Source organism: Flavobacterium cheongpyeongense (genome assembly GCF_003202435.1).
Lineage (GTDB): Bacteria > Bacteroidota > Bacteroidia > Flavobacteriales > Flavobacteriaceae > Flavobacterium > Flavobacterium cheongpyeongense.
On sequence record NZ_QJHK01000019.1, the window covers coordinates 47,810 to 61,938 of the forward strand.

Genomic DNA, 14,129 nt, shown 5'->3' on the forward strand with positions numbered 1-14,129 from the left:
TTTAGTCATTGGCAATGTAACCCACGCCTCGTATTGTTTTTATGTAGTCTTCTTCGATTTTTAAATTAAGTTTTTTTCTGATAGCATTTATGAAAACATCAATAACACCTGAATCGTACTCAAAATTGATCTCCCAGACATCTTTTAAAATCTGGTTTCGTGTGCATACTTTTCCTTTATTACTGATTAAATAATGCAACAATTCAAATTCTCTTTGTGTTAGTGAAATTTGTTCATCATTTTTTAATACAATATATTTCGATAAATCAATTTTTATAGTTCCTAATGTTAGAATCTCAGATTCCTTTTGATACCTGAAATGAACTTTAATACGTTCTACCAATTCTTCAAAACTGAAAGGTTTCTTGATATAATCATTTGCCCCCGCTTTTAAACCTTCTATTGTTTCCTGAACGGTATCTTTGGCTGTGAGAAAAATAATTGGAGTCGTACGGTTTTTAATCCTGATTGCTTTGCATAGATCCAGACCATTGATCTTAGGCAGCATCCAGTCTAACAAAATCAAATCAAACTGTTGTTCCTGAGTCAGTTCAAATCCTTTTAAGCCATCATCTGCTGTTGTTATCTGGTATCCTTCTTCTTGTAAGCCCTGCTTAAGGAACTGAACGATGCCTAACTCGTCTTCTACTATTAAAATATGCATTCGGGATTATTTATTTAAAATAAAATTTATAAAATTACTTACAAATTGTGTACGGCAAAGATAGTTTTTTTGTATTTTTAAAATACTTTAAACCATCAAAATAGAAAAATTGTTATCGTCTTAAGTAAATTTTAAGCCTACATTAAGTAAGGTAATGGTTATTATTAATTCAAGGTTAATTAATCAGAATTAATTTTGTAAAAAAAAACTTTATGGCATTTTACAAAAAACTTTCGCCCTTTTACAATCTTGCTTTATTCTATTTTATTATTAGTTTCCTGTTGCGGATTGTTTTGTTTTTTCATCCAATCACACAAAGTTCATTCAACTTTATCGAAAGTCTTAAAATCTTTAGTCTGGGTTTAATTGCAGATTGTTTTGTATTTACAATTGCCGGTTTGTTTTTATGGCTTTATTTAATTTTTATCTCAGATACCAAATACAGCAAACCTTATGGTTATATTATCCTTGGCGTTTTTATCATCCTGTTTTTGTATGTAGCGTCCGGAAAAAGCATTTTTGATGAATATGGTGGAGCTTTGCCAAAAATTGTCCTGATTTTCATTGGGATAAAAACAATTTTATTTGCACTTTTTTTATTTCTTCCAAAAAAAAGGAGTAAAATCAGGTTTTGGTTATTTGCCTTTGTGATTTTTTTGTATGTTTTATTGATTCTTCAAAATGCGATAAGCGAATATTTCTTTTGGAATGAATTTGGTGTAAAGTACAATTTTATTGCTGTAAACTATTTAATCTATACCAATGAAGTTATAGGAAACATTATGCAGTCTTATCCTGTTGTTCCAATATTTTCAGGCTTATTTTTGATAACGGGAATTGTTACTTATTTTATTCTGAAAAAGTCAAGAATTTATATCGATAAGATTCCGACCTTCAGTCAGAAAATAAAAATTTCGGTGCTTTACATCTTTTTGTCTATAATTTCTTTAACAGCCATTCCAATATTGGCAAAAACTGAAAACTCTAAAAATATTTTTGTCAATGAACTTCAGTCTAACGGCTTATATAAATTTTATTTAGCTTTTAAGAATAGTGACTTAGACTATTTTAAATTTTATAAAACACTACCCACCAAAGAAGCTTTTGCCATTTTAGAAAAGCAATTTACGACTATTTCAGGACAAAAAACTAATCGTAAAATTACAAGTGATTCTCTGGAAAACCATAAAAATGTAGTGCTGATTACTATTGAAAGTTATAGTGCTGAGTTTATGAAAATGTATGGGAACGATAAAAATATTACGCCTTTTCTGGATAGCCTGGCTCAAAAAAGTCTTCAGTTTACCAATTTGTATGCCGCTGGAAACCGAACTGTCCGTGGTCTCGAAGCTGTGACGTTGTGCCTGCCTCCAACTGCCGGTGAGAGCGTTGTAAAACGGGTAGACAATAAAAATAAATTTTCAACGGGAAATATTTTTAAACATAAAGGCTACAACGTAAAATTTATGTACGGTGGTGATGCTTTTTTTGATAATATGAAGGATTTTTATTCCGGAAATGGATATACGATCGTTGACAAATCAAGCTTGAGTTCAGAAGAAATTACGTTTTCGAATGTTTGGGGAGTTTGCGATGAGGATATGTATAATAAAGCCATAAAGGTTATGAACACTGAGGCGAAAGAAAACAAACCTTTCTTTAATCATATTATGACAGTCAGCAATCACAGACCATTTACATATCCTGAGAACAAAATTGATATTCCGGCAGATTGCAAATCGAGAGATGGTGGTGTGAAATATACCGATTATGCTTTAAGAAAATTCTTTGCAATGGCCAGTAAACAACCGTGGTTTAAAAATACCGTTTTTGTTATAGTTGCAGATCATTGTGCTTCGAGTGCCGGAAAAACAGAGCTTCCGTTAGACAAATACCGAATTCCGGCTTTTATTTACAGTCCGGGAATTAAGGCTGAAAAATACAATCAGCTGATGTCTCAAATTGATTTGATGCCTACGCTTTTTGGTTTATTACATTTTGACTATGAAAGTAAATTTTACGGTCAGGATGTTTTTAAATCTGATTATAAGCCCAGGGCCTTTATCGCTACTTATCAGGATTTAGGAATGATCCGGGATAATGTCCTGACCATTTTATCGCCAAAACAGCAGGTAAAACAATATCAGCTAAATGTTATTCCTGAAAAGGGAGTTGCCCCGGAATACCAAATCCATTATGAGGAAAAAGCTTTGAAAAAGGAAAGGACTGATTTGGTAAATGAAACCATTTCGTTTTATCAGACTGCTTCTGATATATTGAAACGAAAAGCCTATCAAAAATTATAAAAACTAACTTACCTTATAAAACCTAGTTGCTGGCCCTGATTCATCCTTTTTCCTGCTGCTGACAGCAGGAAACGATAAAGCGGACAGCTTGAGATTGCTTTGTTGTTTATACCATTTACACATATAAAATAGTCCGATCTACTCGTTCTTTTTTTATAAATCATTCCATAACTAAAGAATACATAAATGGTATTATTTTGGGCAGAATCACTTTTTATTTATTGCTGATAAAACCCAATAAAAAATATTGAAATTCCCTGAACACCGAATCTTAATTAAATACGAAAGCCTGTAACATAGTACTTTATTTACAGGCTTTTGTGTTATTGCATTATGCTAAATACTTAATCATTTTGATTTTGCATTCCGAAAAGATTTCCTTTCTGAAATAATTTCAAATCTTGCTTTAAAGCTTTACTGTTACGCGTAGTCAATTCCTTAGAATCTAAATCGCTTAAATCCGGTTTTCCGGCATTTACCCAGGCAGTGTACCAAAAACTGGCTGTCGCGCTAATGGATTTTCTCATTTGGCTTTCGACCATTCCGTTTAATTCGGTATGCAGTTTAGCAGCATATTCATCTGAGAATTTAGCCGAGTTGTATTTGCTTTTTACAATTTTCCCTTCAGCATCCACAACAAAAACCTGATTCTCTGGAGTTGAAGTTCTTAGCTTTTTGTCTACAGCCAATAAGGAATCAACTAAGCTGTGTGTATCCATGATCATAGCCCAGGTTGCTTTATGAACATCCTCGTAATACTGCGCTTCAGGTACATTTAATTTATAATTTTTAACGAATAACTCAGGTAACCTGCTTTCCCAAAGTGAATGGATTCCTTTTTGATCTGTCAATTGTCCGTCATGGTTCGCTGAAGTATGCAAAGGCATGTGGGCATCACCAATGTAATGACCTAAATCTGCGGCAAGAAATAAGATTTCTGCCCTGTTTTTTTCTTTGAATGCTTTGGTTAATTTAACCATCATGTCTTCGATGTACCATGGAAGGATTCCGTTATCGTTTAAGAATTTAGCATCGTATTTTTTGGTTGCTTCTTCTAATGTTTTAGGCAGACTGTCCGTTGATCCGAAATTTTCCAGATCGATATAATGTCTTGGATTTTCATCTTTGTACTTTAAAGCGTATTTACGAATATCCGGAACAGAAGCCTCTTGTGTAATAAAATCAATATGATTGTAAAAAAAGACCTGTAGCTGTTGCGGTAGGGCCATTACTGCGGCTTTATTGATGCGTTCATGACCTACAATTCCCCATGACAGGGTTAAAAAGCCAATTATAACTGCGAAGAAAGCAATTAGTTTTGGATTCATTTTAAAATTTTTCATTTGAAGTTTTATTTGGACTGCAAATTTACCTCATTTAAGAATAATTCAAAAGAATACTATTTAATATTGTGTTAATTTAATTTTGTTTAATTTTTGAATCATATCACTAATATAAGTTCATTTCAAACTTTCTTCGTAAATTCGTTTCCGATTCTACTTTAAAATATTCTATATGCGCCTGATTTATTCGAGTATTCTTTTTCTTTTCATTTCGATTTGTTCTGCACAAGATGATGTTGTGCAATTAAAAAACGTTAGTGATACCATTTTAAATACCAAAAGAACTTTAAAAATACCGGATCCGTTAAATGAAATAAAAACCATGCAGCAATTGTTTCCGGGTGAGTTCTATAAGCTTCCAGATGATAATATTTTTATGAGCTGGAAATGCAAAAGCTGTAAACCGGAACACTATACTGATGTTAATGGGGTTGAAGAAGATCCTTTATTTCCTTATAAAGAAGGTGTTGCAACCCGTCTTGACACTACAATTAGTTATTCGGATTCTAAGGGTAACCAGTTCAAAATGTTAGTTTTTAATCACTCTTTTTATGATGCCGACGGATTACAGACGAGCCGTTTTAACGGAGGACTTTTAGGATTGGCTAAATTTTCGAAAACAGGGAATCTTTGGGAAATGAAATCTTTTCAGCCTGCTATTGCCGCTTTTGGTGCTTTCTCACGAATACCGGCTTTGAAATTGGTAGAAATTGGTGAAGATCAATATGCCTTTTCGCTGATACATGCCAACGGAGGAGCTGGCGGACCTTACAACGCATACTTATATCTAATTGTTGGTTTTAACGGAAAATACCAAACATTGATGAAACTGGCAGATTACAGACTTTCAAACAATGCTGAAGGAAGTACGGAATGGTCAAGTACATACAAAGTTGTTAATGATGTCAAGAAAAAGTTTTTTAGGGATTTTGTAATAACAACAACCGGATTCTATAAAAAAGCGAAAGGAACTGAGGATGACTTTGAAGTAGAGATGCCAAAAGAGGTAAGCGAAATGGTTAAAACTAAAAAACAATTTAATTTTACAATTGAAAAACGCCTATCTTTTAATGGAAAATGGTACACCAGTACAGGGAAACCTGTTGTGAAGTTTTCTAACATTAAATAATTATCCCAGATAACGTATCGATACCAATCCCAAGCCAGCAATAAATATCCAAAGAAAAAAACCTTGTAGCAAAGGCTTTGCCCCTACTGATTTCAAAGCATTACTATTTAAAGTTGTGCCGATTAGAAACAAAGTTATTGTTAAACCAATTTTGGCAATTAATACGATTTTTGGAGCAAAAAAAGCTATTTGAGGCAAGTATGAATTTAGTAATATTGCAACAACAAACAATCCGATAAAATAAGGAATCTTAATTTTTGAGTTTTTATTTTTAAAAATAATCGCTGTTAGAATCGAAATCGGAATGATCCATAAGGCTCTGGCCAGTTTTACGGTTGTAGCAATCTGCAAAGCTTCAGCGCCGTATTTATTCGCTGCACCTACGACAGAACTGGTATCATGAATGGCGATGGCACACCATAATCCAAAATCTTTTTGGGATAAATCAAGCTGATGCCCAATGAACGGAAACACAAACAGGGCAACCGAATTCAGAATAAAAATCACCCCCAATGCAATAGAAGTCTGATTTTCATTTGATTTGATTGTTGGCGAAATAGCAGCTATGGCACTTCCGCCACAGATTGCTGTTCCGCAGGAAATTAAATGTGATGTTTTTTTCTCGGTTTTAAGCCATTTTCCTAAAAGTGTTCCAAAAACTAAAGTACTGATTATCGAGAATATCATTAACAAAAACCCTTCTTTCCCGACAGAAATGGCAGATGAAGCATTCATTCCGAAACCTAAACCTACAACTGAAAACTGCAATAAAAAGGTAATAGCCTTATGATTGAAAGCTACAAATGGGTTTCCAAATACGTTTACAATTAGCACTCCTAATAACAAAGCAATGGGTGGAGAAATTATGGAAAACAGACACAAAATAAGTACTGCTCCAAAAATAAGCTGCTGAAAAAAAATACTGACTTCTAATAAATGAGCTATGGTGTGTTGTTTCGTTTTCAAAATAAGGTACTTGATATTTACCCTGCAAAGTTCTGCCGTTTATATGGGAAACACCAATCGTAAAACACAATCGGCTATAACGTGAGGTTATAACAGGAGGCTAAGTTTTGAATAAATAACTCAGATAAAGCATCTGATTTCCCCAATAATGTAATGATGTAAAAATATCTTTCGATGGATAAACCTTCTACATCCAGAACAATCAATTCATTGTTTTTAAGCTCTTTGCCTACTGCGTGTATTGACATGAAAGCAAAACAGTCTGAGTTGAGCAAGTACGATTTGATGCTTTCTGTACTTCCTAACTGCATTTCGATTTGTAAGTCTGTTAATTTCACGCCGACTTGTTTTAAAGTATATTCTATAACTTCAAGTGTTCCGGATCCACGCTCTCGTGTAATAAATTTCATGGATTTTAGATCCTCCAGTGAAATTTCGTTTTGTTTTACCAAAGGATTTTGCGTATTGCAGACCAAAACCAATTCGTCTTTTATAAACGGAACATATTTAATGGACTGGTTTTTAGACTGTCCTTCTACAATTCCGATTTCGATTTCTTTATTAATTAAGGCATTTTCAATCTGTTCGGTATTTCCGTTCAGTAGATTGACTTTAATGTCCTGCTGTTTTTGGTGAAATCTTGCCAAAACCGGTGAAATAATATATTGCGAAATGGTGGTACTTGAACCTAATCGCAGCAACCCCTGACGCTCGTTACGAAACGAACTCATCTCAAAGTCGATTTCACGATAGATTTCGAAGATGTTTTTGGTATGTTGTAAAAGGATTTTCCCTGCCGGAGTCAAGGCAATTTTAGAACCGTTTCGTTCAAAAAGCTTGGTTTTATAGGTTTCTTCGAGTTCCTGAATATGCTTGGAAACAGCTGGCTGGGTAATATACAATTCTGTTGCCGCTTTAGTAAAATTAAGGCGGAGTGCAACGGTGTAGAAAACTTTTAGTCGGAAATCCATTATTTATTGTTTTATTCTTTCCAAACCCTTAGTTTAATAATATTAAAAAATATAAAAAGCCCCTAATAAATAGAGGCTCTTATATTGCTGGAACTTCCCAAATACGCATTCTGCCTTTAGGCTTCCCAAATTTGTATTCTGTTCCAGTTATTTCTTGAAACAAATCTATAATGAATTATCAAATATGACAAATAATTTCAATACCTAATAACTATACAAAACTGTAATACAATAAGATTTAATTATATCTCAAATGTATCAATATATTGAATATTGTTACCATTTTTTTGATTTAATGTCGAAAAACTTGAATTAAATATTAATTCAAACTGACCTACCGAAATTTTGAAATCTTCTTTCCTCATCGCCGTTATAACTGTAACTTCATAGGTATTTGTATCAAAAAAATGATACTCTGCAATAATGTTTAACGTTATATCTGTATCAAATTCTTCTTTTAACACAACTCTTAATCCTCTAGATTTTGGAGGTGGATGATTTACAAATTGAAATGACTTATGCTTTAATGAATAATAAATTAAATGAGGTAAAGCTTTTTGGACTAATTTCTCAACATATTCTATACCAATATCCTCTCTCTTTGCACCATCATCTTCGCCATACTGATCTCGATTAGAATAATGTTTATCAATCCAAAAATTGACTATAATATTCTCAGAATGGATTCCGATTTTTTTCGCATTTGGCGAACAGCAATTTTCTTGATAACCTTCAACATCATTAACTATAGTAGCTTCGTTAGATTGTTTAGTAGATATTCTTTTTCTCTTTGGCTTTTCTTCCATTCTTTGATTAATTATAATTTAAAATCCATTGTAAAATTATAAGAAACTCTACAACATCCCATTATACTTCCTGACAAACCATTCCGTAGTCAATAAAGCAGCGATTAAAACCAATAACCACACCCAATCAATTAAAGGAGTTTTGGTCGAAATGTTTTTTTCAATTGATTTGTATTCCTTATTTTCTAAAAGCGTCTGAATCAAATCATCTGCCTGATTTTCGAAAAAGGCTTTTCCATTGGTCTGTAAGGCCAGTTGTTTCAGTTTTTGAACATCAGGATTTACAAATTGTTTTTCAATATCAAAATCCAAAATCTCAAAATGACTTGCATACGAAGTATTTGAATTTAATTCTTTTACGGTAAAATTATATTTTCCGGCAGCCAGACCGTCTAGGTTTGCCGAGAAAGAGTTATTTCCTTTAAGCAAATCGTAATTTTTGCTTTGCTTGGTTTTGGCATTTGTAACTGAGATTGTTAATCTGGCTTTTTCGTCAAACTCATAGTTTTTATTGAAATATTGTGCATTAATTACAATGGCTTCTCCCGAATTATAAAAGCTTTCGTGTTCTACAGCCAATGCTTTTTTTGAAGTTGATGTTGCCAAAAACTGTATTATTTTATCAATAAAAACATCATATTTCTCGAATGACTGATTGTCGATATGACTTTGCAGACGCCATTTCCAGCTGTTTTCTCCTAAAAGAAAAGCAGTTCTTTTGCCCTGATTTTCGGCGAAAGCCAATAAAGGCGCATTGGTAGAAACATTTCTGATTTTAGACGAAAGCAAAACCGATACATTTCCGTTTGCAGTAATGGTCCCGAATAAATTCTGCAATGGCGGAAAGTTTTCAAAACCAATATTTTCAATGGCAAACAAATTAAATTGCGATTGAAATTCGTTTAAATAATCTTCTCTTTGACCGCTCATTTTAAAAACCAAACTATTCTGTTTCTGGTTCAGAAAATTAAAATCGGTACTGTTTCCGGTAATAATAAAAGTATTTGTTCCGGCTAATTTATTGTTATCAAAAATTGGCTTAAAAGCACTATTCGGTTGGTATAAAACCAAAACTGAACAGTCCTGCAGTAAATTTAGTTCATTAGGTTTTGCCAATATCACTTTGCGTTGTGCATTCGTTTCAATCGAACGTTTTAATGCTCCAATATCCGGATGATTTATAGATGAAACTATGGCAATTGTCGATTTTTGGTCGATTACTTCTACCGCAAAGTTTTTGACATTATTGTAACTGTTTTTCTCTTTTACGCCAGAAGAAATATTTGCCCTGAAAATCTGTAGTCCAACCTTATCTGCAGGTAACAATACATTTAAAGAAGCTGTTTTTTTAGAAGGAGAAAAAGAAACTTTCTCTCTGGCCACAACAGAATTTCCCTGTGAAATTGTAAAATCAGCATTGACAGCCTTAGTACCTGCATATTGTAAAAAGACTTCAACAGGGAATTTATTTTTATGAAAAGCGTATTTATTAACGTTTAACTGATTGATTTTTAAATCGAAAAAAGTGGTTGTATCTCCCACAACCAAAGGATACACTTTATTGACAGGATCAAAACGATAGACATAATCGTTTCCTGTAGTCTGATTTCCGTCAGTAATGATAACAGTCGGGAAAACCAGGTTTTTATTGATGCTTTTTACATTCTTTGCTACCTCATCTAGATTGGTTTGTTTTCCTTTGAAATCGAATTGGTCCGAAGGTTTAAAATCTGCATCGAATTGATAAGACTGCACTTCAAATTTTTCCTGAATAGCAGTATTCGAAACCAAAGCTTTGTATAATTCAACCGTTTTTTTATCAGATTTCAAAGCCGTAATAGAACTCGAATTATCTACCGCAATTGCCAAAGGCGTTTTGGTTACTTCCAGCGAATTCTTTGTCATTACAGGATTAATTAGTAAAACCAATAATCCAAAAATGGTTAAAAAACGCAAAAAAGCCAAAAGTATACTCACATTAGAATAACTTTTGGCTTTATAAAAATATTGAAAATACGACAATCCACCAGCTATTACTAAAGAAAGTAGTAACAATAGAATCGTGTTTGTAGTCATATATTATTTTGTTTATAGTTGTTAGTTTATAGTTTTTGGCTGTGAACAATAAACAACAAACCATAAAACTATTAACATTTTAAGTAAGCATTCCACCGCAAACGTTAAGCACTTGTCCGGTAACATAAGCACTCATATCTGAGGCTAAGAAAAGACATGCATTAGCTACATCTTCGGTAGTTCCGCCACGTTTCAACGGGATTCCGTCTCTCCATCCTTTTACTACATCCTCAGGTAATTTTGCCGTCATTTCAGTTTCGATAAAACCTGGAGCGATTGCATTGCAACGAATATTACGTGACCCCAACTCTAAAGCTACTGATTTTGTAAAACCTATTGCTCCCGCTTTTGAAGCTGCATAATTAGTCTGACCAGCATTTCCTGAAACCCCAACCACAGAACTAATATTAACGATAGAACCTGAACGTTGTTTTAAAAAGGTTTTCTGAATTGCTTTAGTCATATTGAATACCGATTTCAAATTCACATCGATCACCTGATCAAAATCAGCTTCAGACATACGCATCAATAAGTTATCTTTTGTGATTCCGGCGTTGTTAATTAAAATATCAACTGTTCCAAAATCTGCTAAAACAGCGTCAACAAAAGTCTGTGCTTCATTAAAATCCGCAGCATTCGATTGGTATCCTTTTGCCTTAACTCCCAAACCGTTCAATTCTGCTTCCAAAGCCTGAGCTGATTCTACAGATGAGCTGTATGTAAAAGCCACATTGGCACCTTGTTTAGCAAAAACTTCTGCAATTCCTTTACCAATTCCACGGCTTGCGCCCGTAACGATGGCTACTTTTCCTTCTAGTAATTTCATATTCAAAATTAATTTTATTTTTTTATTGTAGCTATTCCTGCTATCCGTTTCAATCTTTTGTGTTTTTAAAGAAAAAACACAAAAGGATTTCCACTTCTATCAGGGCTAAAAACGACTTGTCAAATATAGGACAATTCCTTTTTTAAAAAAAATAGCAATTGTAAATTAAGGCTTAAAGTTGCAAAAGGTTTATAATGACAAAGGCTCTAAGATTCTGAACTAATGAGTTCTTATGATTAAAAAGGGGTTTAAATAGATAACTTTTTAATATTAGTAACATTCCTAAAATCAAAAAAGCAGTTCAACTTTGAACTGCTTTTTCCTCAAAATAAAAATCGAACTAACACTATGTGTGATTTTGCTTAGTTATAAAAAAGAAAACTAGTAATACCGCGGCCATAATCAACATTCTATAAATAGATGCTTGAAATATTTTTGTACCATTAAGTTTGTCTTCCCTTCTTTGTCTTATCATATTCAAAATCATTATTGGAATGATAATGATTATGGATAGATAAAGATAATATCTTACATACTCTCTAAAAAATGCTGATATAACTACAAATATCAAACCCCATAAAAGAAGAATAATATTTATTTCTTTACTATTTCTCATTATTACACTCTTAAAATTTAAAATTAATTTAGTCTTCCAACATACTTACCATTAGAATCTGTTGTCCAACAACTATCTACTGTTGACGACCACATATCAGTGCAATGTATCGTTAACTCTCCAGTTACAGGTGGAGGACCATCAGGAGATACTGGTTCAATAAGGCACTCTCTATAATCTTCTTTTGCTCTGCTATCACAACTTAATTTAGTTGCCATACAATAGGCTGCTGCTAATAAACCAGGTACTACTCCTCCATAGGCACCAGCAACAGCAAATACTGCACAAACTCCGAAATCGGCTGCACATCTATTTATTGTTTTATTAAAAGTTCTAGCACAATTATTACTACCTACTAAACCACCAGGTAGATTTGCACTAATATAAATTTCAACACTTGTATTCAATAGTACTGTTTGTTCTTCTATTGTCAAGTTATAAAAATCTGGATTTTCTAATATAAATGCTTGTTGAGTATCCACAAAATTTTTTAGAATTGCTATGACTTCTGCACTATTCGATATTCCTGCATTTGCGAAAACATTTTTTAAGTCATTTTCATTGGTTGCAGAATTCAGCATTTGCATTGTATTTGCATTAAAGTTTATCTTAGAATTTTTATTTAATGCAACATCTAAACTTGCAAAATTGGTAAAGATTTCTTCAGAAAATGCAATTACATTATCTTCAGTATAATCAGAAATACTAATTCCTATTTTTTTAAAACTTTCAATCTTTTCTGATTGTTTTTTAGTTTCCACCATTTCTGATTTGATTATAGATTCATCACTACTTGAACATGAATAAATAATTATTGTTAATACTGCTACAAATCCATATATATAATTTAGAATTTATTTGATTTAAAGAAAAATGATAAAGTACATTTCTTAATTTTTTCACAATATAGGTTTTTACTTTGTTAATAGATCATCAAATACAACAATTTATTATGAATAATATTATGTTTTAATAAAATAATATAAAAAAATTTATTACATAAAAACTTAAAAAAGCAACTCAATTTGAGTTGCCTTTTCTTCAAAATTAAAATTAAAACTATATTATTGGAAAGCGTATGTTGTCATTCTAAAATTCGTTGTTGAACTTGTAAATGTATAAATCGTATTTGTAAAGGCAATTTTAAATGTTTCCTTTTTCACATACAATCCACTAGGGTTCATAAGTTCTGCATCTACTTTTTTAAGCAATGCAGGTTCTGCAATAACTGCTCCTGTATTGGCTTGCCAAGTACCAGGTACAAGAATCAATTTTTTATTGACAGCATCCTCCTGAACTGTAAAATTATGGTAAATTAAGGTTTTACCTCCGGTAAATGAATAGGTAATATAACTCTCTCCAAATGCATCATTGAAGGTAAACTGGATACGGTTTACTTTTTGAGTTGACGGTAAACTTGCATGAATTTCAGCAATTAATGAATTAAAAAGTAAAGAGTTACTTGATGCAGTTGCTAAATTTGCATTTATATAAGCAAAACCTGTTTGAGGTGCTTGAAGCATAACTTTATAATCGTCAGTAATAATTAATGGTTTATTACTGTATTTAATTACAGCAGTTGCTCCATTTGTTCCTGTTGCCGTAAAACTTCCATCGGCATCATTGTAAACGAAATCTGTTAATTTTTGGCTTCCAACCTGTATACCGGGATTCACAACAATTCCGGTTGGCGTATAACCAACACCAAAATTAAATTTTACAGAATAACCTGTTTCGATTGAATTAGCAGTTGCATAGCGCGTTATAGGCGAAAATGTAAAATCAAACTGGTGTTTTGTTGTTCCGTCATTTGTTTCTAATAATCTAAACAATGGTCTTGAACTAGAACCAATTACATTAGGAATCATGTCAAAGTTTTTAGGCAAATTATCCCAATCTTCTTTTGTAGCTTTTACAAAACGTATTTCCTGACCATTTCTATTAGCTCTAAAAATAATCTGACCATTTTCCTGTCCATAATACAAAAATTGAAAATCTCCTAAATATCCTTTTGCTCTCAATGCCGCTATTGGATAATTGTCTGATTCTGATAAGAAGTGTATTTTATTTTTTGTTGTGAATGTTAAACTTACCGTACTACCAAGCTGTATTTGATATTCACTAAATTCACTTATTTGTGTATCTATACTTTCATCAAAATCTGATGCCATTTCTACAGTACCATCAGAGGCAAACTTAAATAAATGAGTATAGCCGCCTAAAATAGTGTTATCTGTAAAATATACTGCTTTCCAGCCTTCCGGAGAAGAAAGTAATGCTTCTTTTAATTCTGCCATTTGGGCATTTATACGCTCGGTTGGTGTTTTATCAAACTTTGGATCTGCGTCTGTATTGTTATCGCAGGCACTTAATTGCAATGCTAAAACCGCTGCAAATAAGAACTTATATATAAATTTAATTTTCAT

At 32.7% G+C, this 14,129-nt stretch carries 11 protein-coding genes; 2 read left to right on the forward strand and 9 right to left on the reverse strand.

The window, feature by feature from the left end:
• Position 1: 1 nt before the first annotated feature.
• Positions 2-664: a response regulator transcription factor gene (locus DMB65_RS18065; protein WP_110308024.1), complete on the reverse strand. Its 663-nt coding sequence runs from the start codon at positions 662-664 to the stop codon at positions 2-4.
• Positions 665-876: 212 nt separating this feature from the next.
• Between DMB65_RS18065 and DMB65_RS18070 the strand changes: the two genes are divergently transcribed.
• Positions 877-2,970, forward strand: a complete 2,094-nt coding sequence (locus DMB65_RS18070; RefSeq protein ID WP_110308025.1) for an LTA synthase family protein — start codon at positions 877-879, stop codon at positions 2,968-2,970.
• 344 nt (positions 2,971-3,314) lie between these two features.
• Here DMB65_RS18070 and DMB65_RS18075 read toward each other — a convergent pair whose 3' ends face one another.
• Positions 3,315-4,313, reverse strand: a complete 999-nt coding sequence (locus DMB65_RS18075) for a zinc dependent phospholipase C family protein (RefSeq protein WP_110308026.1) — start codon at positions 4,311-4,313, stop codon at positions 3,315-3,317.
• Between the two features lie 172 nt (positions 4,314-4,485).
• Between DMB65_RS18075 and DMB65_RS18080 the strand changes: the two genes are divergently transcribed.
• Positions 4,486-5,442 carry a hypothetical protein gene (locus DMB65_RS18080; RefSeq protein WP_110308027.1) on the forward strand — a complete coding sequence of 319 codons (957 nt, stop codon included), beginning with the start codon at positions 4,486-4,488 and terminating at the stop codon, positions 5,440-5,442.
• Here the strand turns inward: DMB65_RS18080 and DMB65_RS18085 are convergent, their stop codons facing one another.
• From DMB65_RS18085 to DMB65_RS18120, 7 genes are all read right to left on the reverse strand, one after another.
• The gene (locus tag DMB65_RS18085; RefSeq protein ID WP_110308028.1) at positions 5,443-6,408 is read right to left on the reverse strand and encodes a YeiH family protein; all 966 of its coding nucleotides are present in this window, start codon (positions 6,406-6,408) and stop codon (positions 5,443-5,445) included.
• A 74-nt stretch (positions 6,409-6,482) separates the two neighbouring features.
• Positions 6,483-7,379 carry a LysR family transcriptional regulator gene (locus tag DMB65_RS18090; RefSeq protein WP_110308029.1) on the reverse strand — a complete coding sequence of 299 codons (897 nt, stop codon included), beginning with the start codon at positions 7,377-7,379 and terminating at the stop codon, positions 6,483-6,485.
• 242 nt (positions 7,380-7,621) lie between these two features.
• A complete protein-coding gene (locus DMB65_RS18095; RefSeq protein ID WP_110308030.1) occupies positions 7,622-8,185 on the reverse strand; it encodes a hypothetical protein in 564 nt (187 codons plus the stop codon).
• Positions 8,186-8,233: 48 nt separating this feature from the next.
• Positions 8,234-10,261 (reverse strand): hypothetical protein, encoded by a 2,028-nt coding sequence (locus DMB65_RS18100; protein ID WP_110308032.1) that lies wholly within the window; start codon positions 10,259-10,261, stop codon positions 8,234-8,236.
• Positions 10,262-10,340: 79 nt separating this feature from the next.
• Positions 10,341-11,087, reverse strand: coding sequence for a 3-oxoacyl-[acyl-carrier-protein] reductase (gene fabG / locus DMB65_RS18105; RefSeq protein WP_110308033.1), 747 nt, complete (start codon positions 11,085-11,087; stop codon positions 10,341-10,343).
• 639 nt (positions 11,088-11,726) lie between these two features.
• Positions 11,727-12,467 carry a hypothetical protein gene (locus tag DMB65_RS18115; RefSeq protein WP_110308035.1) on the reverse strand — a complete coding sequence of 247 codons (741 nt, stop codon included), beginning with the start codon at positions 12,465-12,467 and terminating at the stop codon, positions 11,727-11,729.
• Positions 12,468-12,767: 300 nt separating this feature from the next.
• Positions 12,768-14,129 (reverse strand): DUF4302 domain-containing protein, encoded by a 1,362-nt coding sequence (locus DMB65_RS18120; RefSeq protein WP_110308037.1) that lies wholly within the window; start codon positions 14,127-14,129, stop codon positions 12,768-12,770.

What these genes read in the sequence shown, in the direction of transcription:
- DMB65_RS18065 (WP_110308024.1), bottom strand. Translation starts at nt 664, where the DNA reads ATGCATATTTTAATAGTAGAAGACGAGTTAGGCATCGTTCAGTTCCTT.
- DMB65_RS18070 (WP_110308025.1), top strand. Translation starts at nt 877, where the DNA reads ATGGCATTTTACAAAAAACTTTCGCCCTTTTACAATCTTGCTTTATTC.
- DMB65_RS18075 (WP_110308026.1), bottom strand. Translation starts at nt 4,313, where the DNA reads ATGAAAAATTTTAAAATGAATCCAAAACTAATTGCTTTCTTCGCAGTT.
- DMB65_RS18080 (WP_110308027.1), top strand. Translation starts at nt 4,486, where the DNA reads ATGCGCCTGATTTATTCGAGTATTCTTTTTCTTTTCATTTCGATTTGT.
- DMB65_RS18090 (WP_110308029.1), bottom strand. Translation starts at nt 7,379, where the DNA reads ATGGATTTCCGACTAAAAGTTTTCTACACCGTTGCACTCCGCCTTAAT.
- DMB65_RS18095 (WP_110308030.1), bottom strand. Translation starts at nt 8,185, where the DNA reads ATGGAAGAAAAGCCAAAGAGAAAAAGAATATCTACTAAACAATCTAAC.
- DMB65_RS18100 (WP_110308032.1), bottom strand. Translation starts at nt 10,261, where the DNA reads ATGACTACAAACACGATTCTATTGTTACTACTTTCTTTAGTAATAGCT.
- fabG (WP_110308033.1), bottom strand. Translation starts at nt 11,087, where the DNA reads ATGAAATTACTAGAAGGAAAAGTAGCCATCGTTACGGGCGCAAGCCGT.
- DMB65_RS18115 (WP_110308035.1), bottom strand. Translation starts at nt 12,467, where the DNA reads ATGGTGGAAACTAAAAAACAATCAGAAAAGATTGAAAGTTTTAAAAAA.
- DMB65_RS18120 (WP_110308037.1), bottom strand. Translation starts at nt 14,129, where the DNA reads ATGAAAATTAAATTTATATATAAGTTCTTATTTGCAGCGGTTTTAGCA.